Source organism: Streptomyces sp. GD-15H, assembly GCF_045291515.1.
Taxonomy (GTDB): Bacteria; Actinomycetota; Actinomycetes; order Streptomycetales; family Streptomycetaceae; genus Streptomyces.
This window is the reverse complement of sequence record NZ_CP149447.1, coordinates 2,265,718-2,282,064: the sequence shown is the minus strand read 5'-3', so window position 1 is coordinate 2,282,064 and position 16,347 is coordinate 2,265,718. Positions and strand designations below refer to the sequence as shown.

Here is a 16,347-nt window from a genome sequence, read left to right as displayed (position 1 = left end):
CTGGACGGCACCATCCCCCAGAGGTCACCGACCGCGCCCGCGCACTGGCCGCGGCCGAGCAGACCTCCCTGTTCGGCGTGGTCCTCGCGGCCTGGTTCGCGATGTTGCACCGCTACAGCGACCAGTCCGACATCGCCGTCGGCACGCCGACCGCGGGCCGCCCGCCGAGCGGCTACGACGACGTCCTCGGCTACTTCATGAACATGGTCGTGCTCGCCGAACGCGTCGACGGCGGCGAGGAGTTCCGCGGCCTCCTCGGCCGGGTGCACCGGACGGTGCTGGGCGCCCTGGAACACAGCGCCTACCCGCTCATCGCCCTCGCCGACGACCTGCGCCGCGCGCAGCCCGAGGCCGTCCCGTTCAACGTCGCCTTCTACTTCCAGAACTGGACCCGCGCCGCCCGCACCGGCGACGGCGCCGACGACGTCGTCCTCGCACCCGTCGAAGGCGTGCACCAGGAAGGCGAGTTCGACCTCACACTGGAGGTCGTCGAGCAGGCGGAGGGCTGCCGCTACACCCTGAAGTACGACCCCGACCTGTTCGACGAGCCCACCGTGGCACGGCTCGGCGAGCACTTCGCCACCCTGCTGGCCGCGGCCGTGGACCGGCCCACCACCGCCGTCGGCGAACTGGACCTGCTCACCGCCCGGGAGCGGGCCCTCCTCGTCCCGCCCGCGCCCACCGACTACCCCGCGGACACCCTCGTTTGGCAGCTCGTACGGCGCCAGGCCGAGGCACGTCCCGACGCGATCGCCGTCCGCCACCTCGGCACCGAGCTGACCTACCGCGAGCTCACCGAGCGTGTGGACGCCCTCGCCGCCCGGCTCACCGCGGCCGGCGTCGGCCGCGGCCGCACCGTCGGCGTCCTGCTGCCGCGCGACGCCGGCCTGCCCGTCGCGCTGCTCGCCGTCCAGGCCGCGGGCGGCACCTACGTACCGCTCGACCCCGCCTACCCGAGCGACCGGCTGGCCTACATGGCCGAGGACGCGGGGCTGCACCTGATGCTCACCCACTCGTCGGTGGCGAGCGAGCCGGGCGGCGTGCCGCGGCTCACCGTCGACACCGGTGAGCAGCCGCCCGCCCTGCCTTCGCCCGGCCCGGCCGGCCCGTCCGACACCGCGTACGTCATCTACACGTCCGGCTCCACCGGCCGCCCCAAGGGCGTCCGCGTCCCGCACCGGGCCCTGACCAACTTCCTGTGGTCGATGGCCCGCGAACCCGGATGCGGGCCCGGCGACACCGTCCTGGCCCTGACCACCGTCTGCTTCGACATCTCCGCGCTGGAGCTGTACCTGCCGCTGATCACCGGCGGCGTGGTGGAGATCCTCCCGGCCGAGGACGCCCGGGACGGCCTGCGGCTGCGCGAGGCGCTGGAACGGAGCACGGCCACCGTCGTCCAGGCCACCCCGGCCACCTGGAGCATGCTCCTCGCGGCCGGCTGGCGGGGCGATGCCCGGCTGAAGGTGCTGTGCGGCGGCGAGGCCCTGCCCGCCGACACCGCCGAGGCCCTCATCGCCGGCAACCGCGAGGTGTGGAACCTCTACGGCCCCACCGAGACCACCATCTGGTCCACCGCCTGCCGCCTCGCCCCCGGCGAGCGCGTCTCCATCGGCGCCCCCGTCGCCGACACCAGCCTGTACGTGCTGGACAGTGCCCGCAGGCCCGTCCCCACCGGGGTGGCCGGCGAACTGCACATCGGCGGCCACGGCGTCGCCGACGGCTACCTCGGCCGGCCCGAGCTGACCGCCGAGCGCTTCCTGCCCGACCCGTTCGACGCCGCTCCCGAAGCCCGCATCTACCGCACCGGTGACCTGGTGCGCCGCCTGGCCGACGGCCGGATCGAGTACCTCGGCCGGATCGACTCCCAGGTCAAGGTGCGCGGCTTCCGGGTGGAGCTGGAGGAGATCGAGGCGACCCTGCGCCGCGTCGACGGCGTCCGCGAGGCCGTCGTCGTGGCGCGGGGCCAGGCCGCGGGCTCGCACACCCTGCTCGCCTGCTACGTCCTGGACGACGGCGCGGCCGAGCCCACCCGGCAGCAGCTCGGGGCGTGGCTGCCGGACCACATGGTGCCCGAGGCACTCGTCCGCGTCACCGGATTCCCGCGCACCCTCAACGAGAAGGTGGACCGGGGAACGCTCGCCGCCCTGCCGCTGCCCGAACTGCGTGCCCGCTTCGGCACCGGCCCCTCGCGGTTCGCGCCGGCCTCCGCGCCGGCTCCCGCCACCGGGGGCGGCCGGCCGGACCTCGAAGCCGACCTGGCCCGCATGGTCGCCGCACTGACCGACCTGCGCCCCGAGGACATCGGCGCGCACACCCCGCTGGGCGAGGCAGGCATGAACTCGGTGGGCTTCACCGCGCTCAGCGCCGAGCTGCGCAAGGCGTACGGCATCACCGTCTACCCGACCCTCTTCTACCGCCGGGGCACCCTGCACGCCCTCGCCGAGCACCTGTGGCAGGAGCACCCGGCGGAGATGTCGGCGCGCTTCGGCACGGCCGGTACCGGGAGCGAGCCGCGGGGCACGGCCGAAGCCGACGCGCGGTCCACGACCGCCGGCGACGAGCGGCACGCCCCGGCGTCCGGGCAGAGCCCCACCGGCGCGGACGTCGCGGTCATCGGTATGGCCGGCCGACTGCCCGGCTCCGCCGACCTGGAGGAGTTCTGGGAGCACCTGGCCGCCGGGGACAACCTGGTGGGCGAGATCCCCGCCGACCGCTGGGACTGGCGCGACCACCCGCGCTCCCGTTCCCGCTGGGGCGGCTTCGCGCCCGGCGTCGACCGCTTCGACGCCGCGTTCTTCGGCATCTCGCCCCGCGAGGCCGAACTCATGGACCCGCAGCAGCGGTTGATGCTGGAGACGGTGTGGTCGGCGATCGAGAACGCCGGTTACCGCCCGTCGGAGCTGGCCGGACGGCGCGTCGGTGTGTTCGTCGCCGTCACCAACTCCGACTACCTGGAGGTCCAGCGGGCGGCCGGACGCGGCACCGAGGGCCACACCCTCACCGGCGCCGCCCTGTCGATCATCCCCAACCGGGTGTCGTACGTGCTGGACCTGCGCGGACCCAGCATCGCCGTCGACACCGCCTGCTCCGGCTCACTGACGGCCATCCACCAGGCGTCCGCCGCACTGCGCGACGGCACCTGCGACCTGGCCATCGCGGGCGGCGTCAGCCTCATCCTGGCCCCCGGCGTGTACGAGGCGCTCAGCCAGGGCGAGATGCTCAGCCCCGACGGCCGCTGCAAGGCGTTCGACAGCCGCGCCGACGGCTACGTACGCGGCGAGGGCGCGGGCGTGGTCCTGCTCAAGTCCCACGACGCGGCCCGCCGCGACGGTGACGCCGTGCACGCCGTGATCAAGGCGGCCGCCGTCAACCACGGCGGCCGGACCACCTCGCTCACCGCCCCCAACCCCGACGCCCAGGCCGACCTGCTCGTCGACGCCTACCGCGCCGCCGGGGTCCCGCTGGACACCGTCGGCTACATCGAGGCGCACGGCACCGGCACCGCGCTGGGCGACCCGATCGAGACCACCGGACTGAGCACCGCGTTCCGGCGGATCCGGGCCGAACAGGGGCTCGCGGAGGCGACCGAACCCTGCGCCATCGGCTCGGTGAAGACCAACATCGGTCACCTGGAGGCCGCCGCCGGCATCGCCGGCCTGTTCAAGGTGGTCCTCGCGATGCGGCACCGGACGATCCCGGCCAGCCTCCACTTCCGCGAGCAGAACCCCTATCTGGAACTCGACGGCGGCCCGTTCGAGATCGCCGCCACCGCCCGGCCCTGGCCGCGTCCGCGTGCCACCGGGGGAGCGCAGCCGCCCCGTCGCGGCGGCGTCAGCTCCTTCGGCTTCGGCGGGGCCAACGCACACATCGTCCTGGAGGAACCCCCCATGCCGGACACCCGCGAGGAGAGCACGGCCGAGCAGCTGTTCGTGCTGTCCGCCCGCGACGGCGAGGCGCTGCGCCGCCTGACCGGGCGGCTCGCCGACCACCTCGAACGGAACGACGTCCTGGCCGCGGACCTCGCCCACACCCTGCAGACGGGCCGTGAGCCCATGGCGCACCGCCTCGCCGTCGTCGCGGACAGCGCCGCCGCGCTGCGCGCCGAGCTGGTGGCGCACCTGGCAGGGCAGCCGTCGGCGGTGCGCACCGGCCACGCGAAGGACGACCGCCCGGCCCCCTCGGCCGCCGACCCGCGCGACCTGCGGGCCGTCGCCGCCGACTGGCTGCGCGGCGCCGACGTCGACTGGTCCGTCCTGCACGCCGGACCCCGCCGCCGGGTCCACCTGCCGACCTACCCGTTCGCCGGTCCCCGTCACTGGGCCGCCCCCGGCACCGCCACGGCACCCACCGGGCCGGACGCCCCCGCCTGCCTGCACCCCACGCTCCTCGACACCAACGTCTCCACCCTGGGAGAGCAGGCGTTCGCCAAGACGCTGACGGGGGAGGAGTTCTTCCTGCGCGACCACGTCGTCGGAGGCGAGAGGGTCCTGCCCGGTGTGGCCTACCTCGAAATGGGCCGTCTGGCCGGTGAACACGCCACCGGGGGCACGCCCGTACGCGGGGTGGACGACCTGGTGTGGGCCGCCCCGGTCCGGCTCCCCGCGGGCCGGGCCGAGCACCCGCTGCTCGTCCGCGTCACCGGCGACCGCGCGCGCCCCGGTTTCGAGGTGCGCGGCGCCGCCGACGGCGGGCCCGTGCACGCCAGCGGCATCCTGCGCCCCAACGCCCCGGGCCCCCGGCCCGCTTCGGTCAGCCTGACGGACGTCCGCGCCCGCTGCTCCCGCGTCACCACCGGGGAGAACTGCTACACGGGCTTCACCCGGCTCGGCTTCGCTTACGGACCCGCCTTCCAGGTGATCGAGGAGATCGCCGAGGGCCCGGACGAGGTGCTGGCCACGCTGGTCCTGCCCGAAACGCTGCGCGCGGACGCCGACGCGTACGTCTTCCACCCGTCGCTGCTGGACGCCGCCCTGCAGACGGCCGGCCGCCTTGTGCCGGGCGCGGGCGACCCCGCGGGTCCCGCGCCCTACCTGCCGTTCTCCCTCGGCTCGGTGCGGCTCCACGCACCGCTGCCGGAACGCGTGTACGCCCACGCCACGCCGTCCGCGCAGCCGGCCCCGGCGGGATCACTCACCTTCGACGTGGCGCTGCTCGACGAGCACGGCGCGGCCGTCGCCACCCTCACGTCCTTCACCCTGCGGGCCCTGCCCACGACCGGCACCGTGGCCGCCTTCGCCCCCGGCTGGCAGCCCGCGCCCCGGCCCCAGGCACGTCCGGCCTGGCACGGTGCTGCTGCTGGCCCCCACCACCGAGGGCTTGCCGGGCACGCTCCGCGAGGCCGAACTCGGCGCCGCGCTCACGGCGGCCGGCGCCGACGTGCGCCGCGTCCCGCTCGCTCCGGTCTTCGACGCCGCCGCGGCCGTCCGTGCCGCGGGCTCCGGCCCCGTCAGCGTCCTGCACCTGTCCGCCTGCACCGCGGAGTGCGACGCGGCCGTGGCACACGGCTTCCACACGGCCCTGGCATTCCTCCAGGAATGGCAGCGCGAGCGGCGCGACGCGCTGACCTACCTCTACGCCCACCCCAGCCGGCCGCGTCGCCCGCCGACCCGGCCCTGGCCGCCTTCGCACGCTCGGTCCGCCTGGAGCACCCGGCGGTCGCCCTCGGTGTGCTCGCGGTCGCCCCCGGCACGCCGGCGGCGGACGTCGTCGCCGAACTCGTCGCCGAGGGCGGTCCCGAGACCGAGGCACGGCTCACCGCGGCAGGCCGGGAACGCCGCTCCTGGCACCGGACGGCGCTGCCGGCCTCCTCCGGCTCGGCCTTCACCGGCGCGGGCGCGCACATCGTCACCGGCGGCACCGGCGCTCTCGGCCTGCTCGCCGCCGAACACATCGCCGCCGCACGCCGCGCGGCCGGTGTGACCGGGGGCGGCATCGTGCTCGCCGCCCGGACCGCCCCCGGGCCCGCGGCACGGGCCCGCATCGACGCCCTCGGCGCCGACGTCGTGCTCGCCGACGTGTCCGACGCGGGGGACGTGCGCGCACTGATCGCCGAGGCCCGTCGTGCCCACGGTCGCGTCAGCGGTGTCCTGCACGCCGCCGGTGTGCTGCGGGACGGTCTCCTGCGCGGCAAGGAACGCGCCGACGCGGACGCCGTCCTGGCCGCCAAGGTGCGCGGAACCACGCTGCTGGACGAGGCGACCGCCACCGAGCCGCTGGACTACTTCGTCGTCTACTCCTCCGCCGCGGCCGCGTTCGGCAACGCCGGCCAGACCGACTACGCCTTCGCCAACGCCTTCCTCGACCGGTTCGCCGAGCGCCGCGAGGAGCAGCGCCGAGCGGGCACACGCCACGGCCGCACCCTCTCCGCCGCCTGGCCGGTATGGGCCGACGGCGGCATGCGCATCGACGCCTCGGCCGAGGAGTACATGGACCGCGTGCTCGGCATGCGCCCGCTGCCCGCCCGTCCCGCCCTGGACGCGCTGGAGCGGGCCCTCGCCGGCACCGCGCCGACGCTGCTCCTCGCGTCCGGCGACCCGGCCCGGACCCTCGACGCGCTGGCCGGCACCCCGGGCGCGTCGCCCGCCCCGGCGGCCGCCCCCGTGCGGGTGCGGACACCGGCTCCCGCGAGGAGGCCGAGCGCCTGGTCCTGAGTCTGCTGGCACAGGAGCTGAAGACGCCGGAGGCGGAGATCACCGTCACCGAGCCCTTCGACCGGTACGGCGTGGACTCCCTGATCACCATGAGCCTGATCCGCGGCCTCGAGCAGCACGTCGGACTGCTGTCGAAGACCCTGCTCTTCGAGCACGTGACCGTGCGCGACCTGGCCGCCCACCTGGCCGAGGCCCACCCCGACGCCTTCACGAGCGCCCCCGTCCCGCAGTCCGCACCGACGGTCGCCGAGACCGCGCCGGACGACCGGGCCACGGTGACGGTCTCCGCAGCGCCCACCGGCGACACGGACGCCATCGCCATCATCGGCGTCGCCGGCCGCTACCCCCAGGCCGACGACGTCACCGAGTTCTGGCACAACCTGCGGGACGGCCGCGACAGCGTCGAGGAGATACCCCGCGACCGCTGGGACCACGGTGTCTTCTACGACCCCGACAAAGCCGCCCGCGGCAAGACCTACGGCAAATGGGGCGGGTTCGTGCGCGGCGCCGACCGCTTCGACCCGCTGTTCTTCCGGATGTCACAGATCGAGGCCGAGCACACCGACCCGCAGGAACGGGTGTTCCTGGAGACCGTCTGGCATCTGCTGGAGGACGCCGGCTACACCCGCGAGCAGTTGCGCGGTCACCGCACCGGCGTGTTCGTCGGCATGATGTACGGCCACTACCAGCTCTACGGCGTGCAGGACGCGCTGCGCGGCGAGGGCTTCGCGACCTCCTCGTCGTACGCCTCGGTCGCGAACCGGGTGTCGTACTTCTTCGACTTCAACGGTCCCAGCGTCGCCCTGGACACCATGTGCTCCTCGTCGCTGGTCACCATCCACCAGGCATGCCTGGCCATCCGCAACGGCGACTGCGACGTCGCCGTGGCCGGCGGGGTCAACATCTCCAGCCACCCGGTGAAGTTCCTCCAGCTCGCCCAGCGCGGCTTCCTCGCCGAGGACGGCCGCTGCCGCAGCTTCGGTGAGGGAGGCACCGGCTACGTCCCGGCCGAGGGGTCCGGCGCCGTGCTGCTCAAGCGCCTGGACGCGGCGGTCGCCGACGGCGACCGGATCCTCGCCGTGGTCAAGGCGTCCGCCGTCAACCACGGTGGCGCGGGCGCCGGATACAGCGTCCCCAACCCCCGGGCACAGGGCGACCTCGTCCGGGCCGCCCTGGACCGCGCCGGACTGCGTCCCGCCGACCTCGACTACCTCGAGGCGCACGGCACCGGCACCGCGCTCGGCGACCCGGTGGAGGTCAACGGCATGCTGCGGGCCTTCGCCGGCGACACGCCCGAGCGGCTGCCCATCGGCTCGGTGAAGTCCAACATCGGGCACGCCGAGTCCGCCGCCGGCATCGCCGCGATCACCAAGGTGCTGCTCCAGATGCGGCACGGCGAGCTGGCGCCGTCCCTGCACGCCGACCGCCTCAACCCGAACATCGACTTCCCGTCGACCCCGTTCGAGGTCCAGCGCGAGCGGGCGCCCTGGCCGCGCCGGGTCCTGGACGACGGCACCGTCCGGCCCCGGACCGCGGGCGTCAGCTCCTTCGGCGCGGGCGGTACCAACGCCCACATCATCCTCCAGGAGCACCTCGGCCAGGGAGCGTCCACCGCGCCCGCCCCGGCCGGACCGCAACTCGCCGTCCTCTCCGCCCGGGACGCCGGCCGCCTGCTCACCCAGGCCCGGCGCCTGGCCGGTCACGTGCGCGCCGAGGACGTCGAGGCGACGCCCCAGCGGATCGCCCGGACCCTGCAGACCGGGCGCGAGGCCATGGCCCACCGGCTCGCCGTCCTCTTCCACGAGCTGCCCGAACTCGCCGACCGACTGGAGGAGTTCGCGGCCAGCGGCAGCCCGGCCGGCAGCTGGACCGGTGTGGTCGACCCCCGCCGCCCCGCCCCCGGCACACCGCTGTCCGCGGACCCCGCCGCCTTCGCCGACGCCTGGACCCGGGGTCAGACCGTCGACTGGGCAGCCCTGCACCCCGGTGGCAACCCCGGCCGGGTGGCACTTCCCGGCTACCCCTTCGACGGAGACCGGGTCTGGCTGGCCACGGCCGACGCCGAACTGGCCGCCCTGACCACCGCACCGGCGACCGAGGGCATCCTCCTCACCCGCCGGTGGACGCCCGCCCCGCCCGTCGCGCGTACCGCACAGCCCGGCCTGACCGCCGTCCTCGCCGCCCCCGGCACCGAGGCTCTGGCCGCCCGGCTCGCGGCCGTCCTGCCCGCCGCCGAGGTGCTCACCCCCGACCGGCTCGCCGCCGAGCTGGGCAGCGACAGCACCCGCTGGGACCGGTTCGACGCCGTCGTCGACCTGGCCGGCTGCGCCGATCCCGGCCCGGCACCGGCGCACGGCACGCTGCCCACCTGGCTGCGCTGGCTCCAGCATCTCGTCGACCTCGGACGGCGCGACCTGCGCGCGCTGCTGGTCACCCGCGTCACCCCCGAGGGCGCACCCGCCCTGGGGGGCGCGGCCCGCATCGGCCTGTACCGGATGCTCCAGAGCGAGTACCGGCACGTCCGGTCCCGCCATGTGGAGGTCGACGCCACCGGCGGCGACGAGCAGCTGTGCCGTTGGGTGGCCGACGAACTGCGCCACGGCGACGAGAGCGCCGAGGTCGCCTACCGCGACGGCGCCCGGCACCTGGCCCGGCTGACCGAAGTCTCCGGCGGGGCGGACGCGCCGCGTTTCCCGGCCGGCCACGTGCTGTGGGTCACCGGCGGCACGCGCGGCATCGGACTCCTCACGGCACGCCACTTCGTCGCCGCCCACGGTGTGCGCAAACTGGTCCTCACCGGGCGCGAGGAACTGCCGCCCCGGGCCGAGTGGGCCGCGCACATCGCCCAGGACAGCCCCCTCGGCCGCAAGCTGCGCCCGCTGGCCGAACTCGCCGACCAGGGCGTGGAGCTGGAAGTCCTCGCGGTGCCGCTGGAGGAGCGGGAGGTGCTCGCCAAGGCGCTGGCCGACGTCCGCGGGCGACTCGGCCCGGTCGGCGGCGTGGTGCACAGCGCGGGCTTCACCGACTTCGAGAACCCGGCCTTCGTCCGCAAGCCGCAGTCCGGCATCGCCCGTGTCCTCGGCCCGAAGGTGTTCGGACTCGACGCGCTGCTGGAGACGTTCCGTGACGAGCCGCTGAGCATGTTCGTCGTGTACTCCTCCGTCGCCGCCGCCGTACCGGCCCTCGCGGTTGGTCAGAGCGACTACGCCATGGCCAACGCGTACCTCGACGCGGTGGCGCTGGCCCGGCCGTACGGGCTTCCCCTGGTCAGCGTGCAGTGGCCGAGCTGGAAGGACACCGGAATGGGCGAGGCGCGCAGCGCCGCCTACCAGGGATCCGGGCTGGCCGCGCTCTCCGACGAGCAGGGGCTCGCCCTGCTGGAGCGGGCACTGGGCAGCGGCGCCCGGGTGGTCATGCCGGTCGTGCCGCGCCCCGACGCCGACTTCGACCCCGCGCGCCTGACCGCCCGCCGCCTGGACGCGACGCCGTCGGCCCCCACCGCGCCCGCGGCTCCGGCCACCGCAGCGGCTCCCGCGCCCGGCCGGGAGGTGTCCGTTCCCGCCCAGGTGAGTACGGCGGTCGGCGCGGTCACCGAGTGGCTGCTCGACCGGCTCGCGGAGGATCTGCGCTTCGACCGGGCCAAACTCACCGGTGACGTGCCGGTCCAGGACTACGGCATGGACTCGATCATGGTTTCCCAGCTCGTCCAGTCCGTCGCCAAGCGCCTGGACGTCTCCGTCGACCCCTCGGCGCTGCTGGAGCACCCGACCGTCGACGGGTTCGCCGGATACCTGGCCGAGGAGCACCGCACGGAACTCCTGGCCGCCTTCGGCAGCCCGGCGGATGACATGGCGCCCGGCCCCGCCGCACCCGAGAGCCCGGCCCCGACCGCACCCGAGACCCCGGCCCCGACCGCACCCGAGACCCCGGCCCCGACCGCACCCGCGACCCCGGCCCCGACCGCACCCGCGACCCCGGCCCCGACCGCACCCGCGACCCCGGCGAACGGCTCCCCGTGGGCCTGGGACACCGCCCCCACGCCGCCCCCCGCGTCCCTCGTGCCCGGCACGCCGGCCACGGCGGACATCGCGGTCGTGGGCCTGTCCTGCCGCTTCCCCGACGCCGGCGACGCCGACGCGTACTGGGAGCTGCTGCGCCAGGGCCGCTCCGCGCTGCGGCCGATCCCCGAGAAGCGTTTCGGCCGCCCGCTCGGCTACCACGCGGGTCTGCTGCCGGACGTCCTGCGGTTCGACCCGGAGGCGTTCCTGCTGTCGGAGGCGGACGTCGCCGCCATGGACCCGCAGGCGCTGCTGCTGCTCGAGGAGGTCAACAGCGCGGTGCACCACGCCGGTTACGCGCCCGCGGACCTCAAGGGCCGCAGGATCGGCGTGTACGTCGGAGGCCGGGCCACGCATACCCCCGACTCCGCCGCCCTGGAACAGGCGCGGAACCCGGTCGTGGTGACCGGACAGAACTACCTGGCGGCGAACGTCTCCCAGTTCTTCAACTTCCAGGGCCCGAGCCTGGTCGTGGACACCGCCTGTTCCTCCGCCCTCGTCGCGATGGACATGGCCGTGCAGGCCCTCAGGGCCGGCTCGGTGGAGTCGGCGGTCGTCGCCGGGGTGAGCCTGCTCGCCGACGACCGGGCGCACCAGGTCTTCGGCCGGCGCGGACTGCTCAACCCCGGTGCGGAGTTCCACGTCTTCGACCGCAGGGCGGCCGGACTCGTCCTCGGCGAGGGCGTCGGCGTCGTCGTCCTCAAGCCGCTGGAGGCCGCCCGCGCCGCCGGCGACCGGGTGCTCGCGGTGCTGCGCGGCATCGCCGTCAACAACGACGGCCGTACGGCAGGGCCGGCCACCCCCAACCTCCAGGCGCAGAAGGACGTCATGACCGAGGCGCTCGCCCGCAGCGGCCACGCCCCGCACGACATCGGCTGGGTGGAGACCAACGGCACCGGGGCCGCCATCACCGACCTGCTCGAACTGAAGGCGATCGACGGCGTCTACGGCACCGCGGCGGCCCGCTCGGTGCCCGTCGCCCTCGGCTCGATCAAGCCGAACATCGGCCACCCGCTGGCCGCCGAGGGCATCGCCGCGTTCATCAAGGTCGTACTGATGCTGCACCACCGCACCCAGGTGCCCTTCCGCTCCGGACAGGAACCGCTGCCCCACTTCGACCTGGACGCCTCCGCGCTGTACCTCCCGCGCGAGGCGGCTCCCTGGCCGGCCACGGCCGGGACCGCCGCGCTCAACTGCTTCGCCGACGGCGGCACCAACGCCCACGTACTGCTCGCCCCCGCCCCGGCGGACCACCGCGCCACCCGCACCCCGCTGCCCGAGCCCCCGCTCGACCGCAGGGTCGTCGTCCGGGGCACCGAAGCGGGGTCCGACGCGGGGTCCGACGCACCCGCCCAGCCCGCGGCTGGCCTGTTCTGGGAAACGTACCGATGACCGGCACAGCGGCGAGGCCGCTGCCCGTGGTCTTCATGTTCTCCGGGCAGGGCTCGCAGTACTACGGGATGGGCCGGGAACTCTACGCCGAGAACGAGGTGTTCCGGGCCGCCCTGGAACGCCACGACGCCGTCGTGGCCGAGGAGTTGGGCGAGTCCGTGCTCGCCCGGCTCTTCGACCCGAACCACCGCAGGAACGACCCCTTCACCGACACCCGACTCACCCACCCGGCGATCGTGATGATCGAACTCGCCCTCGCCGAGACCCTGCGTTCGGCGGGTGTCGAGCCCGACTACCTGCTCGGCTCCAGCCTGGGTGAGTACGCAGCGGCCGCCGTGTCCGGCAGCATCGCGCCCGACACCTGCCTACGCCTGCTCGTCCGTCAGGCCGACGGCCTGCGGGCCGGCCCCGCGGCGGCATGCTCGCCGTGATCGCCCGGCCCGACCGGCTCGACCGGGTGCCCGACCTGCGCAACTGCGAGGTCGCCGCCCGCAACTACCCGGGGCACTTCGTGGTCGCCGGCACCGAGGAGGACCTCGACCGGGCCGAGGCGCAACTGCGTCGCGCCGACGTACTGCACCAGCGCGTCCCCGTCGAGTACGCCTACCACTCCCGTCTGATGGACGAGGTGCTCACCGAGTGCCGGGCCTCCCTGGACGAGGTCGACTTCGCCCCTCCGACCCTGCCCTGGGTGTCCAGCGTCGACGGGCACCTCGTCGAACGGCCCAGCGCGGAGCACTTCTGGCGAGTGGCCCGACTGCCCATCGAGTTCCAGCGGACCATGGACGCGATGCGCGCCCGCGGTGATTTCCTCTACCTGGACCTCGGACCCTCGGGCACCCTGCACAACTTCGTCCGAGGCAACCTCCCGGCGGGGACGCGATCGACCTCGCTCGCCCTCCTCAGCCCGTTCGGCCATGACCCGGGCCTGCTGGACAAGGCCCGCGAACTGGCCGGCCCGACGACACGAAACCGACCGAAGTCACCAAGGAAGACAGCAAGGAAGGCGCATCGCATGAAGGTCTACGGTTTCCCCGGCCAGGGGTCTCAGCAGCGGGGCATGGGTCGGCACCTGTTCGAGAAGTACCCCGAGCACACCGCGACCGCCGACCGCGTGCTCGGCTACTCCCTCGCGGAACTGTGCCTCACCGACCCCGAACGCCGCCTGGGGAAAACCGAGTTCACCCAGCCCGCGCTGTACGCCGTGAGCGCCCTCGGCTACCTGGAGCGGCAGGCCGAGGACCCCGAGCCGGCCGACTACCTGATCGGCCACAGCCTCGGCGAGTACGTGGCCCTCTTCGCCGCCGGCGTCTTCGACTTCGAGACCGGGCTGCGTCTGGTGCAACAGCGGGGCGCCCTGATGGCCGCGGCCGACGGCGGAGGCATGGTCGCCGCGGTCGGCCTGGACGAGGCGGGCCTGCTGCGGGCCCTGGCCGACGCCGGCATCGAGGACCTCGACATCGCCAACCACAACGCCCCCGAGCAGTTGGTGCTCTCCGGCCCGCGCGAGTCGATCGACGCGGCCTGCGCCGCTGTGGAGGCCGCCGGTGCGCGTGCGGTACGGCTCAACGTCAGCGCACCCTTCCACTCCCGCTACATGCGCGCGACCGCCGAGGAGTTCACCCGCTTCCTCGACGGGTTCACCCTGCGGGCGCCCGGCGTCCCGGTACTGGCCAACGTGGACGGGCAGCCGTACGACCCCGACGCGATCAAGGAGACGCTGACCGCGCAGATCGTCTCGCCGGTCCGCTGGACCGACACGGTCCGCCGGCTGATGGGGCACGGCGACTTCGACTTCGTCGAACTCGGCCCCGGCCGGGTGCTGACCAACCTCGTCGCCAAGATCAGGAAAACCGCGGAGCCGCTGCCCGCTCCCACCGCGCGCCCCCGCACCGAGCCGGCGCCCGTGCCGGGGACACCGTCCGCCTCTCCGGCGGGCACTCCCGCCGAGGTGCCGGCGGTGGTGCAGACGCCGCCCCAGGATGCCGTGCCGGTCACCGCCGAAACCCTGGGCGCCGCCGGCTTCCGGGAGCGCTACGGCCTGCGCCGCGCCTACCTCCTGGGCGCGCTCTACGGCGGGATATCCGGCCGCGAGATGCTGGGCGCGGCCTCGAAGGCGGGCCTGCTCGGCTTCCTCGGCACCGGTGGCCTGACCCTGCAGGACGTCGACAGCAGGCTTCGTGAACTGACCGGCGACCTTGGCCGCGGCGGCGCCTTCGGCGTCAACCTGCTCTACCGGCACGGCGCTCCGCAGGAGGAGTCGGCGCTGGTGGACCTGCTGCTGCGGCACGGCGTCGACCTGGTGGAGGCATCCGGATTCCCGCTGATCACCCCGGCCCTGGTCCGCTTCCGGCTCAAGGGCGGCCGGATCATCGCCAAGGTGAACCGCACCGACGTGGCCGCGGAGTTCCTGGCCCCGCCCCCCGAGCGGCTCGTGGCCCGGCTGGTGGAGTCCGGAGAGGTCACCGCGGAGGAGGCCCGAGCCGCGGCCGGCCGGCCGATGGCGGACGACCTGTGCGTGGAGGCCGACGGCGGCTGGCTGAGCAGCACCGCCGACCTGCTGACCCTCCTCCCGGCGGTACTGCGGCTGAGGGACGAGGCCGCCGGCTCCGGACACCGGGTCCACGTGGGCTGCGCGGGCGGCCTCGGCACTCCGGAGGCGGTGACGGCGGCGTTCCTGCTCGGCGCCGAGTTCGTGCTGACCGGTTCCGTCAACCAGTGCTCCGTCGAGGCCGCCACCAGCGCCGAGGTGAAGGACATCCTCCAGGCGGCGCGGGAGTACGAGGTGGACACGGCGCCGTGGGGCGAACTGTTCGAGTTCGGCACGCGGGCCCGCTACCTCAAGCGGGGCCTGTTCTTCCCGGCCCGCGCGACCCGGCTGCACGAGCTGTGGCGCCGGCACACCTCCGCGGCCGAACTGGACGAGGCGACCAGGAGCCAGATCCTCGACCGCTACCTGGGTGGCGAGCGCCCCGCGCCCGAGGCACCCGGCACGGACCCCAAGCAGGAACTGGCGGACCTCTTCCGCACGTACTTCACCCGAGGCTTCCGGCTCGCGGTGACCGGCGACGAGCGGCACCGGGTGGACTACCTGGTGCACTGCGGACCGGCGATGGGCGCCTTCAACCAGGTGGTCGAGGGAACCGACCTGCAGCCCTGGCCCGTCCGCACGGTGGAGGCCATCGCCGACACCCTGATGGAGGGCGCGGCCGCTCACCTGACCGCCCGCCTGCGCGCCTTCCACCGGGCCGGCTGACCTCGTCGGATCAGCGAGGAGTGAGCCACGACCGGCCGAGCGAGTACCAGGGTGCCTCGCTCGGCCCGGAGCCGCGAGGAGTGGACGCCCTGCTGACCCCAGCCCGTCGGCGGCCACCTTGCAGTCGACGACTTCCTGGTCAACAGGGTGGTGGGCGCGGCTGGCGTCCCGTTCCCCTCTTGCCCGCCCTGAAGGTTTCCCGGGTAGGAAAGGTTGCTGAAGCCAGTACGGGCTGTCCGGCTGTCCACGGGACTCGGTACCGGCGACGACCGCCGTGCGCGGGCGGGCTGAACCGTTCCGGCTTCGGCAGGCACTCGATCGTTCGGGGACCGGCCCGGACGGACTCGGGGCAACTGTTGCCTCCAGAGGAACCGGTCGTCGTGCTGGGATGGGAGGCGTCGGTCTCACCGCGATCGACTTCGTCAACGACGGAGCCACCGCCACTGCGGCATTCGACGCCCCCCAGAAGAGTGGTCACCTGATCCAGGTCGGACTGCTCGGCGGTGAATTGACCGTGTCTACCGCGCTGAGGGCCCTCAAGATGATTACCGTCCGCGGCATTTTCGTGGGTACTCCGGACGACCTGCACTCCCTTGTGGGGCCGGCGAACTGGCCGAGGTCCTCGCGGTTTCCACGGGGCAGAGCTGGATGAGCGACAACATCAAGGATGTCGCGTACGACCTCCTGCTCAAGGACGTCGGGCTGTTCCGTACCGAGCTTCAGCACCTCCCCGTGACGGACCTGGAGGGCGATGTCGAGGGTCAGATCCTCGCCGCCCGTGAGGCCCTGGGAGTCCAGGCGAAGTAAGCCCTCACGGCGGAGGGGCGGGACGCCGTCGCCAATCGAGGCGGTGGAACCGCATCCTGCGGTAGAGCATGCTTCGGCCGATGCCCGGCGCGGACTCTGCCTGGGACAGGTTGCCTCCCGATTGACGCAGAGCAGTGAGGATGGAGCCGCGTTCGGCGGCCTCCATCATGGTCAGCCGGCGCCG

Annotated in this window: 6 protein-coding genes; 5 read left to right on the top strand and 1 reads right to left on the bottom strand. The window is 74.3% G+C overall.

Features of this window, described 5'->3' with window-relative positions:
- Positions 1 to 77 precede the first annotated feature (77 nt).
- The 5 genes from WJ438_RS10850 to WJ438_RS10830 all read left to right on the top strand — a co-directional run bounded on the left by WJ438_RS10850 (position 78) and on the right by WJ438_RS10830 (position 16,163).
- Complete coding sequence (locus WJ438_RS10850; protein ID WP_406725044.1) at positions 78 to 6,650, top strand: amino acid adenylation domain-containing protein; 6,573 nt, start codon at positions 78 to 80, stop codon at positions 6,648 to 6,650.
- Positions 6,641 to 12,100, top strand: a complete 5,460-nt coding sequence (locus WJ438_RS10845; protein ID WP_406729648.1) for a beta-ketoacyl synthase N-terminal-like domain-containing protein — start codon at positions 6,641 to 6,643, stop codon at positions 12,098 to 12,100. Before WJ438_RS10850 ends, WJ438_RS10845 begins: the two co-directional genes overlap by 10 nt.
- Positions 12,097 to 12,531 carry an acyltransferase domain-containing protein gene (locus WJ438_RS10840; RefSeq protein ID WP_406725043.1) on the top strand — a complete coding sequence of 145 codons (435 nt, stop codon included), beginning with the start codon at positions 12,097 to 12,099 and terminating at the stop codon, positions 12,529 to 12,531. The genes WJ438_RS10845 and WJ438_RS10840 overlap by 4 nt, the downstream gene beginning before the upstream one ends.
- Positions 12,519 to 15,356, top strand: coding sequence for an ACP S-malonyltransferase (gene fabD / locus WJ438_RS10835; RefSeq protein WP_406725042.1), 2,838 nt, complete (start codon positions 12,519 to 12,521; stop codon positions 15,354 to 15,356). Before WJ438_RS10840 ends, fabD begins: the two co-directional genes overlap by 13 nt.
- Before the next feature lie 648 nt (positions 15,357 to 16,004).
- On the top strand, positions 16,005 to 16,163 hold the full coding sequence (locus tag WJ438_RS10830; RefSeq protein WP_406725041.1) for a hypothetical protein: 159 nt from the start codon (positions 16,005 to 16,007) through the stop codon (positions 16,161 to 16,163).
- Between the two features lie 4 nt (positions 16,164 to 16,167).
- Here WJ438_RS10830 and WJ438_RS10825 read toward each other — a convergent pair whose 3' ends face one another.
- Positions 16,168 to 16,329 carry a helix-turn-helix domain-containing protein gene (locus WJ438_RS10825; protein WP_406729647.1) on the bottom strand — a complete coding sequence of 54 codons (162 nt, stop codon included), beginning with the start codon at positions 16,327 to 16,329 and terminating at the stop codon, positions 16,168 to 16,170.
- Positions 16,330 to 16,347 lie beyond the last annotated feature (18 nt).

Coding starts and splice junctions, on each gene's coding strand:
- WJ438_RS10825 (WP_406729647.1), bottom strand. CDS start 16,329: ATGGAGGCCGCCGAACGCGGCTCCATCCTCACTGCTCTGCGTCAATCG.
- fabD (WP_406725042.1), top strand. CDS start 12,519: ATGCTCGCCGTGATCGCCCGGCCCGACCGGCTCGACCGGGTGCCCGAC.
- WJ438_RS10840 (WP_406725043.1), top strand. CDS start 12,097: ATGACCGGCACAGCGGCGAGGCCGCTGCCCGTGGTCTTCATGTTCTCC.
- WJ438_RS10830 (WP_406725041.1), top strand. CDS start 16,005: ATGAGCGACAACATCAAGGATGTCGCGTACGACCTCCTGCTCAAGGAC.